Here is a 13281-nt window from a genome sequence, read left to right on the forward strand (position 1 = left end):
GGCTTACAGACCTTGCTGCAATTGCTCAAGGATCTGCGGGTTTTCCAGCGTAGAGACGTCCTGGGTGATTTCCTCGCCCTTGGCAATGGAGCGCAACAGGCGGCGCATAATCTTGCCGGAGCGGGTCTTCGGCAGGTTTTCTCCGAAACGGATATCGTCCGGCTGCGCGATCTTGCCGATTTCATGCGCCACCCAGCTCTTGAGTTCGGCCGCCAGTTTCTTGGCTTCTTCGCCTTCCGGACGGGCGCCCTTGAGCACTACGAAAGCGACCACGGCTTCGCCCTTGACGTCGTGCGGCTTGCCGACCACGGCAGCTTCCGCTACCAGCGGGTTGGCAACCAGTGCCGACTCGATTTCCATCGTGCCCAGGCGGTGACCGGAGACGTTCAGTACGTCGTCGATGCGGCCCATGATCCAGAAGTAGCCGTTCTCGTCACGGTTGGCCGAGTCGCCGGCGAGGTAGTACTGGCCGTTGAATTCTTCCGGGAAGTAGGTCTTCTTGAAGCGGTCCGGGTCATTCCAGATGGTGCGCACCAAGCTAGGGAAGGGCTTCTTGATCACCAGGAAGCCGCCACGGCCCGGCTCGACCTGCGCGCCGGACTCGTCGACGATGTCGGCGATAATGCCTGGCAGCGGCAGGGTGCACGAGCCTGGCTTGGTCGGTACCGCGCCTGGCAGCGGCGCAATCATGGCCGAGCCGGTTTCGGTCTGCCACCAGGTGTCAACGATAGGGCAGCGGCCGCCGCCTACCACTTCGTAGTACCACATCCAGGCTTCAGGGTTGATCGGCTCGCCCACGGTGCCCAGAAGGCGCAGGCTGGACAGGTCGTACTGCTTGGGCAGGTCGCCACCCAGCTTGATCAGCGAGCGGATTGCGGTCGGCGCGGTATAGAAAGTGGTGACCTTGTGCTTTTCGATCATGCGCCAGAAGCGGCCTGCATCCGGGTAGGTCGGGATGCCTTCGAAAATGATCTGGGTTGCGCCATTGGCCAGCGGGCCGTAGCAGACATAAGAGTGGCCGGTGATCCAGCCCACATCGGCCGTGCACCAGAACACATCGTTCGGCTTGTAATCGAACACCCAGCGGAAGCTGTTGGCTGCGCCCAGCAGGTAGCCGGCGCTGCTGTGCTGGATGCCTTTAGGTTTGCCGGTGGAGCCGGAGGTGTAGAGGATGAACAGCGGATCTTCGGCATTCATCCACTCGGGTTCGCAATGCTCGCTCTGGCCTTCGGTCAGCTTGTGCCACCAGATATCGCGGCCTTCAACCCAGTTGGCGCCGCTATTGGTGCGCTGGTAAACAATGACATTGCGTACGGTCTCGCAGCCTTCCATGGTCAGTGCTTCGTCGACGGTAGCTTTGAGCGGAACGGTCTTGCCGCCGCGCAGGCCTTCGTTGGCGGTAATCACGGCGACGGCGCCTGCATCCTGGATACGGTCGCGCACTGCGCCGGCGGAGAAGCCGCCGAATACCACCGAGTGAATGGCACCGATACGGGCACAGGCCTGCATCGCGACGATGGCTTCAACCACCATCGGCATATAGATGACGACGCGGTCGCCCTTTTTGATGCCTTGAGCCTTGAGGCCGTTGGCGAACTGGCAGACGCGCTGATACAGCTCGGCGTAAGTCAGACGGGTGACTTCACCGTCGTCTGCTTCGAAAATAATGGCGATCTTGTTGGCGTTCAGCGGCAGGTGACGGTCGATGCAGTTGTGCGAGACGTTCATTATGCCGTCGTCGAACCACTTGAAGAACGGGGCGTTGCTGTCGTCCAGCACGCGCGAAAACGGTTTTTTCCAGCTGATGACTTCACGGGCCAGGTCGCCCCAGAACGACAGATAATGATCGTCGGCTTCTTCGCACAGGACATTGTAAGCTTCCATCCCCGAGATGGCGGCCTTGCGGCGGAAGTCGTCCGATGGATCAAAGCTGCGGGTTTCTTTGAGGATAGATTCGAGGGCGGACATGGATGAATTCCTTTTCAACTTGGGTGTATTTCAAGCCGCACCCTCGGGAAGGGTGCGGCCCGGTCAAACGCGTTAAGGCTTAGTGCTTGGAAGCGCCGCTGGCACCGATACCGGTCATGGCACGGACAAACTGTGCGCCGAAGCGGGCTTTTTCTTCTGCGGCCTGCTTGGAGCTGTCGGTGACAGAGAACAACCAGGTAAAGAAGAAGGCCAGGGTCATCGAGAAGATGGCCGGGTTCTTGTACGGGAAGACGGCGGCTTCATGCTTCATTACATCTACCCATACTGCCGGGCCGAGGATAATCAGCACGACTGCGCTCACCAGACCGATGGCGCCGCCGATCACGGCACCACGGGTGGTCAGACCTTTCCAGAACATGGACAGGAACAGCACCGGGAAGTTGGCCGAGGCGGCAATAGAGAACGCCAGGCCGACCATGAAGGCGATGTTCTGCTTCTCGAACAGGATGCCCAAGAGCATGGCGATCACAGCCAGTGCAATGGTGGTCATCTTGGAGACGCGCATTTCGTCTTTTTCGTTGGCTTTGCCTTTCTTGATCACCGAGGCGTAGATGTCATGCGACACCGCGGATGCGCCGGACAAGGTCAGGCCTGCAACGACTGCCAGAATGGTGGCGAAGGCGACGGCCGAGATAAAGCCCAGGAACAGGTTGCCACCGACCACTTCGGACAGGTGGATGGCTGCCATATTGTTGCCGCCGATCAGCTGGGTCACTTCCTTGCCGTTCTTCATCACGGTTTCCATCATGCCTGGCTGGTTCAGTACCAGGAAGATCGCGCCAAAGCCGATGATGAAAGTCAGGATGTAGAAGTAGCCGATAAAGCCGGTGGCGTAGAACACCGATTTGCGGGCTTCTTTGGCATCAGACACGGTGAAGAAGCGCATCAGGATGTGTGGCAGGCCGGCGGTACCGAACATCAGCGCCAGACCCAGCGAGATCGCGTCGATCGGGTTGGAAACCAGACCGCCCGGCTCCATGATCTTGATGCCTTTGTCGTGTGCATCGACGGCCAGCTGGAACATCTTGCTGAGGCTGAAGTCAGCCTTGCCCAGCACCATGAAGGCCATGAACGAAGCGCCGGAGAGCAGCATGATCGCCTTGATGATCTGCACCCAGGTGGTGGCCAGCATGCCGCCGAACAGCACATACAGCATCATCAGGATGCCAACCAGAATCACCGCCGAGCCGTAGCTCATGCCGAACAAGAGCTGGATCAGCTTGCCGGCACCGACCATTTGCGCGATCAGGTAGATGGCGACCACCACCAGCGTGCCGGTGGCGGCAAACAGGCGTACCGGGGTCTGGCTCAGGCGATAGGAGGCGACGTCGGCAAAAGTGAATTTGCCCAGGTTACGCAGACGCTCGGCGACCAGGAACAGGATGATGGGCCAGCCCACCAGAAAGCCCATGGAGTAGATCAGGCCGTCGTAGCCCTTCTCGTACACCATGGCGGAAATACCCAGAAAGGAGGCTGCCGACATATAGTCGCCGGCAATGGCCAGGCCGTTCTGGAAACCGGTGATGCCGCCACCAGCGGTGTAAAAGTCGGAAGCGGACTTGGTCTGGCGTGCTGCCCAGTAAGTAATGAACAGGGTGCCGGCCACGAAGATGAAGAACATCACGATGGCCGAGATGTTGAGCGGTTGCTTCTCGACTTCGCCGGTCATGGCTTCACCGGCCAATGCCAGCGCAGGCAAGGCGGCCAGCAGGCCGGCAGTGAGGGAGGTCAGGCGAGCTTTCATTATTTGCGGGCCTCTTCGACGATTTGCTGGTTGAGGGTGTCGAATTCGCTGTTGGCCTTGCGCACATAGATGCCGGTGAGCAAAAAGGCCGAAACGATGATGAATACGCCGATCGGAATACCGATGGTGATGACCGAACCCGCTGCTATCGGCGTGCCGAGTAGTGTCGGGTCAAAGGCCAGGGTCAGGATAAAGCCGTAATAGATCACCAACATGATGATCGACATCTTCCACCCGTAGCTGGTTTTCTTGTGAACCAGTTCGATGAACTTCGGGTTGGACTGTACTTTCTTGAGCACGTCCTCGTTCATTGTGTCCTCCTTGCCTTTTGTAGGGGCGGAACCGCTTTGGCGCCGCGTGCAAGGAATCTAAGTGAACAGGCGAATGCACGGCTAATCGCTTTTTTTGATTGAGTGAATTAGTGTGGCGAATGATGCACTGCAATAGTTGTTTTTATTCAATGACTTGCAGTTGATTTAAAACTCTAACTCGGGCGAAAAATATTTGATTCGAGTATGGTGTTTTTGGGTTTTTCTTGTTCTGCTGTAACGTGACGCGCGTTTTGGTATGGCTTCGCCAACGATTTGGCACAAGAACGAAAAATGAGCAGTTCTAAAATTCGCGCAGTAATTGGCAGGCAGAAAACTCGGGGCTTAATGAGGAGGGATTTCCTTCAGACGTGATAGCGCTCCAGTGTGCCAACGCCGCGCGCTACAAGGTGTGGGCCGCCTTGTAGATTCCATCCAGGCCTCGTTCGCATTGCAAAAACATTCGTCCAGCCGCCAGAAATGGCGGCTTTATTGCGTTCAGTAGCTCTACATGCTGACACCTATCGAATGCTTTTCTTGTTGTGCGGTGCGGTTCAATGCGGTTTCAGGTGAGGCACACCGCCCAGCCACATGAACGGAGCAAATCCACATGAACACCACCCCACAAATCGACGCCATAGCGGCATTCGACCAAGTAAAGCAGGCCGTGGCAGCCTTACGCCACGAGTATCGCCAGGCCGGCGAGGCTGTCGCCAAGCTGGAAGCCGATATGGCGACCTTGCCGCAAATGCGCGCGCCGTTCGATGACATGAAGCGCGGCATTGTGGAACTGATTGACACCGCCGGGCAGCGATATACCGACGATCACATCAAGCCTGCACTGATGCGCTTCGCTACGAACGGCATGGGCAGCATATCGAGAAGTAACGAGGAGAGCGGTAAGCCGCTGACTTTGGCCGCACTGGACGGCGCGGTAAGCGGATCACGCTTCCCGGAAGCCAGAGCCCAGCTTGTCCACCCGGACAAAAGCCAGTTTGATGATCTTGTTTTTTACGCGCTATGTGCCGATGCGGTAAAGGCCGCGCTGGTGCGCGTGCTAGACAACATCACCCCGGAGGAATTCGGATACAACACTGTCCACCCAGACAAGATCGGCCCGACCCGCGCCGAGATGTTCCGCCAATTGGACCAGTGGCAGCAGCAGCTTGACGCGCACAAGGCCCGCCGCGCCGACATTCGCAGCCAGCTTGCCCAATTGGGCGTTAACGTCGCGTAAGGATCAGCCATGAACACCGCCGCTTGCTCTACGCAACCGCTCACCGCCCCTGCCCGCGTGTTCCGCCTGATTCCTGCCGGCCAGTTCCGCGCCGTGGATGGAAGGCCGCAAGGATTGCCTTGCTGGACGATGGACAGCGAGGCTGCACGCCAGATCATCGCTACCGTGTCCGCTTTGGCGGGGGATGTCGTTATCGACTACGAACACCAGACCCTCAAGGCCAGCACAAACGGCACGCTGGCCCCAGCAGCAGGATGGTTTAAGGAACTTGAATGGCGTGAAGGGGATGGCCTGTACGTCATGGATGCACGCTGGACGGAAAATGCTGCCGCCATGCTGACCGCACGCGAATACCGCTACATATCGCCCGTGTTCAGCTACGGACAGGCCAGCGGGCGCGTGATAAGCATCCATTCCGCAGCCATTACCAACACCCCAGCGCTGGACGGCCTAACCGACCTTGCCGCCGCAAACCGGAAAGGGTTCGCCACCATGCAACCAGAAGGCATCAGTGCCAATGACCACGCCAAGCTGCAGCACATTTTCGGGGCTGACTATGCACAGCGCGCCGCAGCGCATGAGGCCGCAGCGTGCGCCGCCGCCCTACCGCCAGACGGAATCAGCGACCACGACCACGCCAAGTTGCAAGCAGTATTTGGCGAGGACTACGCAATTCGCATGCAAGGGAAATAATTATGCTTTCTCACGTTACACCCGCCACGATTCAGCACACCGGCTATATCCGGGGAAAGCAGATCCTCGCCAGTATTCTTCCGGTAGGTAGAACCACGCTATGGCGCATGGTCAAGCGTGGCCAGTTCCCGGCACCGGTACGGCTTGGTCCCAACATCTCCGCATGGCGTGCAGAAGACGTGCGCGACTGGCTGGAGCAGCGCAAGGGCGAGCAGCTGTGAACGCGCATTCCCGTCCGGCGTGTGCCAAAACTGGCGCAAAACCGCTTGACGCGCCCCAATGGGGCTAGTATCGTTTGCCGGTCGCGGTCAATCCCGCGACCGGGTTTAGCAGCCCGAATGCAAAGGCGGACAGCCGCCCACCAGCGGCATTTTTTATGTCCGTCACCAACACCATTGGTGCGCTCATTTCTATGGCGGGCCGTGGTGGGGAGGCCTTAGGGCCTGCCGGTCTCCTTTGCGCCGGTCTGCTAACCCTGCCACGTGCCTGCCACCCCCGTTTAGCAGCGGACGGCAGGTCTCTACTAGCAAAGAGAGCCACCATGCCTAATTCCATCCGTCGCGCCGTTCGTGCGCTGTTCCCGCTCACCGCTCGCCCTGTTTCCACTCTGCCCAACTTGTCCGAAGCGCGCGCGCTCGCCGCTCTGCTGGTGGCACAAGGCCGCCGCGTCAGCATCGCCCCTGCCGCCCACGGCTTTACCGTGTCGGAGGTGGCAGCATGATTGAACACAACAAAGAGCGCAGCATTTCAGAGCTTATTTGCATGCAATTTGGCACGTTAGAACCGTCAGACATCGCTGATCGCATGCTAATTGCAGAGCAGGCCGCGCACGCTTCCATGCGTCTTGCGGAAGGTATTCAAGGGCTTGGCAGGCTAATGACGGTAAGCGACGTATTGCTTGATGACGGCGAGTCATTGAAACAAGCCGGACTCTTGGTGCAAGAGGTGTCCGGGATTATTTCTAGCCTCGCATCTGTCACGCTGGATGCCGTGCATTCTGCCCGAGACAAGCAGGCATGCAACTCCAACTTGAGTTAACGCACCATAGGCGAGAGGACACCACATGGGGTACATCATCGCCTATCCAAAGCATAAAAACGCGCTACGGCGCGTTTTTGTCGATTTGCACATCATTCACCCAAAGCCGCAAGTAGTCGCTAACGGTCTCTTCGATGTCTTGCACGTTGGCCTCTGCCAGGGCGAGGAAGGGGCGGGCCGGGATGATGCTGGTCGTTCTGTTGCACTTACTCCATGAATCTGCCGGCCTTGAGAGCTTGTGTATCCACAAAAAAAGCACCGTGCCCATGCTTGGAGACGGTGCTTTTCTCTTAAGTGAACGGCATTACCGTATACTGAGGAATTTTTGTGGTTAGAGTTTTTTGATAATTCTCCAAATTTCTCTATCACTAATTTTAAACTCGATGCTCAGTATGAAAACGGCATTATTTCCACTTATCTTTTTTGTCAATTCATCGAACTTGATCCGAATGCATGTATCTCTTTTCCATCGTGTAGTTTTTTTACACGTTGGAATATAAAGAATACTTCCGCCATAAGCTTTCATCATTCTTTCTAGCGCCGCATCATCAATCGCGTCTTTAAGGTATCCGCTGTAAATTTCACTATTTATAACAGGGACTTTTATTGAACACCCTCCAAGAGCATTGATAATGCTTGCTGCATTGAATCTTCCTAAATGCAAGGCGAGCTCTATTGCGGATGCAGGCATATCGTGGCGGTCAAAGTCATCCTCCACGATTGCCGCGCTTGTGCTGGTGTGCGGGTAAGTACGGTCCATAACGTTATGGTGCGTATTGACCCAGAAAAGCAGGAACGTGCTATTTGTCAGTACCTATTTATTGACACGCATGTTCCTATCCTATGGATTTAAGAAAGGTGCTCAAAACACCTCGATTAGCGGAACTCCGCGCCCGAAAGACGTGGCTTTTTACTAACCTTCAGCCACAGGCTGTCTGTAAGCTGGTTTCCACCTTGATCGTTATTTTCTTGACTGGCTACCTCACGTAGGTTTCCACCTATCTTTGTGTCTGGATTGTTCATCTCGTCCTATTTTTCCTGAAAACGCTATTTAATCAATGGCTTGTTTGTGGTGGAAACCTCGCTTACGGGTTTCCACCCTTGTTTCCACCTTGGTCATGCTCGGTGGAAACTTTGTCCATGATTTCGAGGGTGATAAATGTCTTCACCTACACCAAATTTCCCCTTGCGACGGCCATGGTGAACTTTCCCTGCTTACATGCTTTTTGCACGGCACGTTCTGATACGCATATCAAGTTCGCAGCTTCACGGTGGAAACCAATGCTCGCCATGGATTTGGTTCGCACCTAGTTCTGATTATGAAGTAGGATTTGCTTTGGCTGTTTGCAAAACTTACATGGAAAATCAATGACTTGTGATGGCTGCGAACGCGTCATTACTGGTTCGCACCTTTGTTCGCACCTTTGTGTTCGTGCAGCGAACTTCCGTGACTATCATTTGTAGCTTTCCGAGCTTTCCGAGCTTTGTCGGCTTGCGCGACAGCCGCCAGATCCCGGATATCTCCACCATTTTGGTGTTCAAAGAGCGGCTTATTGCCGCCCAAGCCAGCGAGGCCATATTTAGTGCGATAAACCAGCAACTGAACCAGCAAGGCTATATCGCCCGGGACGGCCAGATCATAGACGCCAGCATTGTGCCGGTGCCGCGCCAAACCATCCGCAGCGCAGAGAAAGCTTGAAAGGTGGCTTGCTACAACCTGAAGCGGCCGTGCTACCTGAAAGTGGATGGGGATTCGATGGATCCTGTGCTGAAGGATCGCGATGTAATCATGCTCGATACTTCGCGCCGCGATGCGAACCATGAGGGCATCTATGTGATACGCTTGGATGACATGCTCATGGTGAAGCAGCTGCAAAGGCTTCCAGGCTGGAAGCTCAGGGTTTCTAGCGCTAATCCGGCCTATGCATCCTTCGATGTTGACCTTTCTAACGCGGAAGAGGGTGTTGCGGTCATCGGTAAGGTGGTCTGGTTTGGTCGTCAGACCTGATTTCGCAGTTGCTGCCATAAGCTGACAAATAACAGGTGAAAGCATGTCCGTGACACGTTTTTGCGGTGAAAATTTCGCGTATTGGCAGTAATTGCAAAGACTCGGCGCAAACCCGCGCCGCTGCTCGTTTCAGCTCAGATTAACTCGCTTCTGCTCGCTGATTTCCCTCTGCCAATACTCCCACCTCACCACATCTGCTTGTAACGTGACGCGCGTTTTGGTATGGCTTCGACAACGATTTGGCACAAGCGCGAAAAACGTGCAGCCCTGAAATTCGCGCAGTAATTGGCAGCCTCGGGGTGACTTGCAGGGTAAGTCTGCGGGTCAGCTAACCAGCCGGGTGTTCCTAGCACCTGGCCGGTTGCTGTCTCTATGTATTACAACTCAGGCCAGCCAGACTGGATATCAATCGCAGCCAGTGCGGTCTTGTACGTTGCGGCGTCAACTGCCGCCTTCAGGGTACGAGCATGTGCGTGAAGCGCTGCAGCATGCTGGGCCAAGGCAAGGGGCATACCGATAACGGCCGGTGCATCTAGTGTCAAAACGCTATTGTCTGCGCACGTCCAGTCCACCGTAAAAACCTGGCCTGTCGCCACTGCCGCTTGAGCGCCCAGCGCCGCCGCCGTGATGCGTTGTACGCTCAGCGGATTAGAGTCCAATACCCGCCCGTGGTACGGGAAACCTATTGCCTCGCGTCGATCACGCTCAGCTGTAATCGCGGCCGACAAGCTAGCCTTGATTGCCGCCAGACTTGGCTCTGGCTGAGTCATCGCGACCGGGTTGCCATGCTCGTCCTGACCTATCTGCAGCCCCTGCGATTGGGCAGCTTGCAACTCCCGGTAGCGTTGCTCTGGCACAGGCACTGCATCCGCCGGCAATCGGCACTCCGGATTGTCGATTTCGACAAGCGGCGGCGTGACAGAGTCACCTGGCTCCTTATGCGTGATGACCAGCACATCATCCAACGCTTCCCAGCCCACCAATGCATCACCGTAATAAGCTGCGATGGTTGCGGGGTCTTCGCCTTCGACCAGCGGTCGTTGCGTGGTTTTCTCAATGAGCGGGCACTGCCACGCTGGGTCGGGCACCATGATGCGGCGCGCACCAAACAGTTTTGCGCTGTAGAACAGGCCGGTTGAAGGACTGAAATAGTTATCCATAATCATCACCATCCGATTACCACTGCTGTCAGTTTGATGTTTTGCTGTTTTGCCGCCCACTCACCCGCCATTAGCCGGATCTGACCGTTACTAACGCGGCGGGCAGCAACCGATGCGGCGACATCCGACGTGTCGTCCTGCATTTCGATGCCAGGGATGATGCGCAGCACACCATTCGGGAAAGCCGTTGGCAGCGTGATGAGGTAGTTATTGCCATTGAAGGCCGTGCCATTCAGATCTCCGACCTGCGCGCCGGCAGACGGCGTCACCTCAACCCACTGGATGATCAGCGGACCGATCTGCATCCAGTCATTTGCTGAAAACGACGCCTTGTTGCCGAGCAATGCCCGTACCCACGCCGTGGTTGCCAGCAGGTTGTTGTTAGCACCGGCCGCAGGGGAGTCAGCGCGAACAGCACCGTAAAACTGAAAAGGCGTGCCATCGTCTGTCGTCGGTGTCGGTGTGTTCCATACTTGGTTGCCAGACTCAGCGATGCGATACCGGCTGACAGATATACCAGCGCGTAGAGCCCGAAGCTCAATTTCTACATGTCGTGTCGCCGCGTTGGCACCATCGTACGATGACCCGGTCCTTGCCGCGATGAAAGCAAGCAACCCTCGGGGGTTAACCCAAGTCAGTGTGCCCACTGCCGAATTTGGCAAGTCAGCACCACTGGTCAGAATGGAGTGCGCCTGCGAATTGATATTCGCCATCGCATTTTTTACTTCGCACACAACATTGGAACCACCATGAGTGTACGAACTCGGCGCATCAGTCCCGACACCAATCGACCCAGGGTGCGAGTGGTTAACGGCTGTAGCGTCCGTGATACCGTAGCCAGCCAGTGTTGTTGGCCTGGCAGCGCCAGTTCCACCCCAGGCAATTTTCTTTATTGCGTCGAGCAGCTGGTTAGATTTCGCTGGATCAACCGTAATACCACGGTCAGCCAACACTGAAATCAGTTCGGCCTGAACGGCATTCAACCATGCGGCGGACAGAGTAGTGCCCAACTCACCAATGCTAGGGTTGCCATCTCGGAACAGCCCATCAGGGGTATCTGGTCGTTGCATCTATGCTCCCTTATAAACGAAGTAAACGAAGGTATGAGCCGGCTTCAATTCATTCAGTACGGTTTCGATGACCGCATCACCAAACTGGCTAAGCCGCTCACCGGCCACCGACTGACCGACACGCAGTCGATAGACGCGGCCACCAGCCCCCTGCACTGTGACCTGCCAAACCCATACGATGTCTGCCACCTGGATACGATCACCGGCACAGCCAACGCCAGCCCTAAACGGTTGCGGCTCATCAATCGTGATTTGATAGCCCATACCGGCTGCTAACTTTTTGAAGTACGGGATAGATAGTCCGCCGGTTTCGGCCAGCTTGGTCAGTACAGTCTGCAGGCGCTGTTGGTAGCCGGCGCCGGCCGGTGGCGTAATGCCGCAAACCCGCTCCCAGTCCGGTAGCAGCTGCTCGGCAAAATACGGGGTCACCGCCGCCGTTACCCTGTTGGCGCTGCGCTGGGCGGTGTCCAGCGCCAGGCCTTCGGCCCCCAGCTCGCCGGCCAGTGTCGGCGCGCTGGGCGTGTAGCTCACCGGCGGCAGCAGCAGGGCCAGCAGGTTGGCGTGGCTCATGGCATCAAGCCCAGGGTGATGCTGCCGAGGCGCACCCATTCCACCTTGCTGGCGTCCACCACCGGCACCACGTTGGCCGCAGGCAGCGACACGCTGCGGTCCACCACACCAGGCACCGCCGACACCAAGGCTTCGATGCGGCTTTTGATGGCCGGCTCGCCCGGTGCCAGGCTGGCGAAGTAGCCGGTAATGGCCACCTTAATCAGCGGGGTAGCCACCGCCAACGTGGTGCCGGCCAGCTGTACCAGCACGCTGACGTTGGCCGGCTTTTCGGTGGGGGCCAGCACCAGGGCGTTCTTGGCCGTCACCGGCCGCACGTCATCGATATAAGCCTGTATCGCCGCTACGGTTACCGGCGACGGCAAGCCACCGGCGGAGGTCACTACCACGTCCACCGTGCCCAGGCCACGGCGCAGCGGGTACACGTAGGCGGCCGATACGCCCGGCACCTCCAGCGCCCAGCGGCGGTAGTCGTAACGGTTGCCACCAGCCGGCGGGCGGCGGATCAGCTCCAGCAAACGCGCCAGTAGCTCGGCGTCGCTTTCTGCCTCCACGCCACCGCTCATACTGGCCAGCAGCACCTGGCTGCTGACGCCAGCTGGTGCCGCCATCAGCGTGGCCTGGTTACCGGCCGGCAGGTTGGCCGCCGTGCCGGCTACGTTGGCCTCAATGGCGACCGTGGCCAGCCCCGCCGCGTCCAGCACCGAGCTGGCGCTGGTGGTGTAGCCTTGGCTGCCGGCCTTTACCACCAGCCCGGCCGGTACCGCACTACCAGGTACACCGTTTAACTGCAGCAGGCCACTGGCCGCTACCGCCGGCTTGGGCTGCAAGCCGCGCAAGCGGGCGTGCAGCAGCAGGTAGTCGCGGTCGGCAGTGTCGGGGAATATCTGGCGCACGATCCACGCTTGATGCTGGTACAGCCCCTCGACGGCGCTGGCCACCGAGGTGGCTCGGATGAAATAGTCGCTGTCCGGGCCAGTGTCGGCATCGGGAAGCTGGTTTTTTAGGTCGCGCAGCAGGGCGTCGCGGATGGTCGAGAAGGCGGGGACGGTGAATGGCATCAGGCAACCCTCACCGGATGCTGGAAGCGCTGGGTGCGACCGCTGGCATCTTCCACTTCGATATGGAGTTCCAGCCAGCCAGGCTGTTGGCGCGAGGTGGTGACGGTGACGCTATCGGCGCGACCATCTGTGACCAGCGTTTCCAGCGCTTGCTCCGTGTACTGGCGTGCCAATACGGCCACGCGGCTGACATCCTTCTCGCGCTGCAGTTCGTGCAGGCGCGAGCCCAAGGTCGGGTCGGCCCACCAGCTACCCAGCGGCGTCATCAGCCGCAAGTAGACTGCGTTGGCTAGGGTATCGGTGCGGGTGCCGGCGTAGTCGCCGGTCGCGGGGTCGAGTAAAGCATCCATGCCCCGATTGTCGGGGCATGAGGGGGTATGCGTTTAACCGATGTGCTTCAGTA

17 protein-coding genes are annotated in these 13281 nt (G+C 57.7%); 8 read left to right on the forward strand and 9 right to left on the reverse strand.

The features are described 5' to 3' along the window. Positions 1-3: 3 nt before the first annotated feature. From acs to GQF02_RS06855, 3 genes are all read right to left on the reverse strand, one after another. Positions 4-1968 carry an acetate--CoA ligase gene (gene acs / locus GQF02_RS06845; RefSeq protein WP_160795833.1) on the reverse strand — a complete coding sequence of 655 codons (1965 nt, stop codon included), beginning with the start codon at positions 1966-1968 and terminating at the stop codon, positions 4-6. A gap of 79 nt (positions 1969-2047) precedes the next feature. Beyond that, positions 2048-3733: a cation acetate symporter gene (locus GQF02_RS06850; protein WP_160795835.1), complete on the reverse strand. Its 1686-nt coding sequence runs from the start codon at positions 3731-3733 to the stop codon at positions 2048-2050. Further along, a complete protein-coding gene (locus tag GQF02_RS06855) occupies positions 3733-4044 on the reverse strand; it encodes a DUF485 domain-containing protein (protein ID WP_124734426.1) in 312 nt (103 codons plus the stop codon). Before GQF02_RS06855 ends, GQF02_RS06850 begins: the two co-directional genes overlap by 1 nt. A 607-nt stretch (positions 4045-4651) precedes the next feature. Here GQF02_RS06855 and GQF02_RS06860 point away from each other — a divergent pair. The 6 genes from GQF02_RS06860 to GQF02_RS15815 all read left to right on the forward strand — a co-directional run bounded on the left by GQF02_RS06860 (position 4652) and on the right by GQF02_RS15815 (position 7226). After that, on the forward strand, positions 4652-5278 hold the full coding sequence (locus GQF02_RS06860) for a hypothetical protein (RefSeq protein WP_160795837.1): 627 nt from the start codon (positions 4652-4654) through the stop codon (positions 5276-5278). A 9-nt stretch (positions 5279-5287) separates the two neighbouring features. Next, a complete protein-coding gene (locus tag GQF02_RS06865; protein ID WP_160795839.1) occupies positions 5288-5971 on the forward strand; it encodes a phage protease in 684 nt (227 codons plus the stop codon). Between the two features lie 2 nt (positions 5972-5973). Next, the gene (locus GQF02_RS06870; RefSeq protein ID WP_160795841.1) at positions 5974-6192 is read left to right on the forward strand and encodes a helix-turn-helix transcriptional regulator; all 219 of its coding nucleotides are present in this window, start codon (positions 5974-5976) and stop codon (positions 6190-6192) included. Between the two features lie 320 nt (positions 6193-6512). Further along, positions 6513-6692, forward strand: coding sequence for a hypothetical protein (locus tag GQF02_RS06875; protein WP_160795843.1), 180 nt, complete (start codon positions 6513-6515; stop codon positions 6690-6692). Beyond that, entirely contained in the window at positions 6689-7009 is a 321-nt protein-coding gene (locus GQF02_RS06880) for a hypothetical protein (protein WP_160795845.1), read from the forward strand. The genes GQF02_RS06875 and GQF02_RS06880 overlap by 4 nt, the downstream gene beginning before the upstream one ends. A 25-nt stretch (positions 7010-7034) precedes the next feature. Further along, complete coding sequence (locus tag GQF02_RS15815; protein WP_220789371.1) at positions 7035-7226, forward strand: hypothetical protein; 192 nt, start codon at positions 7035-7037, stop codon at positions 7224-7226. A gap of 114 nt (positions 7227-7340) precedes the next feature. Here GQF02_RS15815 and GQF02_RS06885 read toward each other — a convergent pair whose 3' ends face one another. After that, complete coding sequence (locus GQF02_RS06885) at positions 7341-7769, reverse strand: Mor transcription activator family protein (protein WP_160795847.1); 429 nt, start codon at positions 7767-7769, stop codon at positions 7341-7343. Between the two features lie 618 nt (positions 7770-8387). Here GQF02_RS06885 and GQF02_RS06890 point away from each other — a divergent pair. After that, positions 8388-8708, forward strand: coding sequence for a transposase (locus tag GQF02_RS06890; protein ID WP_160795849.1), 321 nt, complete (start codon positions 8388-8390; stop codon positions 8706-8708). A gap of 42 nt (positions 8709-8750) precedes the next feature. After that, positions 8751-9017, forward strand: coding sequence for a S24 family peptidase (locus GQF02_RS06895; RefSeq protein ID WP_328698600.1), 267 nt, complete (start codon positions 8751-8753; stop codon positions 9015-9017). Positions 9018-9394: 377 nt separating this feature from the next. Here GQF02_RS06895 and GQF02_RS06900 read toward each other — a convergent pair whose 3' ends face one another. Genes GQF02_RS06900 through GQF02_RS06920 form a run of 5 tightly spaced genes read right to left on the reverse strand, consistent with a single transcriptional unit; the run spans position 9395 to position 13228 of the window. After that, entirely contained in the window at positions 9395-10177 is a 783-nt protein-coding gene (locus tag GQF02_RS06900; protein WP_160795853.1) for a DUF4376 domain-containing protein, read from the reverse strand. A 5-nt stretch (positions 10178-10182) separates the two neighbouring features. Next, the gene (locus tag GQF02_RS06905) at positions 10183-11247 is read right to left on the reverse strand and encodes a hypothetical protein (RefSeq protein ID WP_160795855.1); all 1065 of its coding nucleotides are present in this window, start codon (positions 11245-11247) and stop codon (positions 10183-10185) included. Next, positions 11248-11817 carry a YmfQ family protein gene (locus tag GQF02_RS06910; RefSeq protein WP_160795857.1) on the reverse strand — a complete coding sequence of 190 codons (570 nt, stop codon included), beginning with the start codon at positions 11815-11817 and terminating at the stop codon, positions 11248-11250. It lies immediately after the preceding gene. Then, complete coding sequence (locus GQF02_RS06915) at positions 11814-12878, reverse strand: baseplate J/gp47 family protein (protein ID WP_160795859.1); 1065 nt, start codon at positions 12876-12878, stop codon at positions 11814-11816. The genes GQF02_RS06910 and GQF02_RS06915 overlap by 4 nt, the downstream gene beginning before the upstream one ends. Continuing rightward, complete coding sequence (locus tag GQF02_RS06920) at positions 12878-13228, reverse strand: phage GP46 family protein (protein WP_160795861.1); 351 nt, start codon at positions 13226-13228, stop codon at positions 12878-12880. Before GQF02_RS06920 ends, GQF02_RS06915 begins: the two co-directional genes overlap by 1 nt. Positions 13229-13281 lie beyond the last annotated feature (53 nt).

The sequence above is a fragment of the Craterilacuibacter sinensis genome (assembly GCF_009831765.1).
Lineage (GTDB): Bacteria > Pseudomonadota > Gammaproteobacteria > Burkholderiales > Chromobacteriaceae > Craterilacuibacter > Craterilacuibacter sinensis.

Coding starts and splice junctions, on each gene's coding strand:
- acs (WP_160795833.1), bottom strand. CDS start 1,968: ATGTCCGCCCTCGAATCTATCCTCAAAGAAACCCGCAGCTTTGATCCA.
- GQF02_RS06850 (WP_160795835.1), bottom strand. CDS start 3,733: ATGAAAGCTCGCCTGACCTCCCTCACTGCCGGCCTGCTGGCCGCCTTG.
- GQF02_RS06855 (WP_124734426.1), bottom strand. CDS start 4,044: ATGAACGAGGACGTGCTCAAGAAAGTACAGTCCAACCCGAAGTTCATC.
- GQF02_RS06860 (WP_160795837.1), top strand. CDS start 4,652: ATGAACACCACCCCACAAATCGACGCCATAGCGGCATTCGACCAAGTA.
- GQF02_RS06865 (WP_160795839.1), top strand. CDS start 5,288: ATGAACACCGCCGCTTGCTCTACGCAACCGCTCACCGCCCCTGCCCGC.
- GQF02_RS06870 (WP_160795841.1), top strand. CDS start 5,974: ATGCTTTCTCACGTTACACCCGCCACGATTCAGCACACCGGCTATATC.
- GQF02_RS06875 (WP_160795843.1), top strand. CDS start 6,513: ATGCCTAATTCCATCCGTCGCGCCGTTCGTGCGCTGTTCCCGCTCACC.
- GQF02_RS06880 (WP_160795845.1), top strand. CDS start 6,689: ATGATTGAACACAACAAAGAGCGCAGCATTTCAGAGCTTATTTGCATG.
- GQF02_RS15815 (WP_220789371.1), top strand. CDS start 7,035: ATGGGGTACATCATCGCCTATCCAAAGCATAAAAACGCGCTACGGCGC.
- GQF02_RS06885 (WP_160795847.1), bottom strand. CDS start 7,769: ATGGACCGTACTTACCCGCACACCAGCACAAGCGCGGCAATCGTGGAG.
- GQF02_RS06890 (WP_160795849.1), top strand. CDS start 8,388: ATGGCTGCGAACGCGTCATTACTGGTTCGCACCTTTGTTCGCACCTTT.
- GQF02_RS06900 (WP_160795853.1), bottom strand. CDS start 10,177: ATGGATAACTATTTCAGTCCTTCAACCGGCCTGTTCTACAGCGCAAAA.
- GQF02_RS06905 (WP_160795855.1), bottom strand. CDS start 11,247: ATGCAACGACCAGATACCCCTGATGGGCTGTTCCGAGATGGCAACCCT.
- GQF02_RS06910 (WP_160795857.1), bottom strand. CDS start 11,817: ATGAGCCACGCCAACCTGCTGGCCCTGCTGCTGCCGCCGGTGAGCTAC.
- GQF02_RS06915 (WP_160795859.1), bottom strand. CDS start 12,878: ATGCCATTCACCGTCCCCGCCTTCTCGACCATCCGCGACGCCCTGCTG.
- GQF02_RS06920 (WP_160795861.1), bottom strand. CDS start 13,228: ATGGATGCTTTACTCGACCCCGCGACCGGCGACTACGCCGGCACCCGC.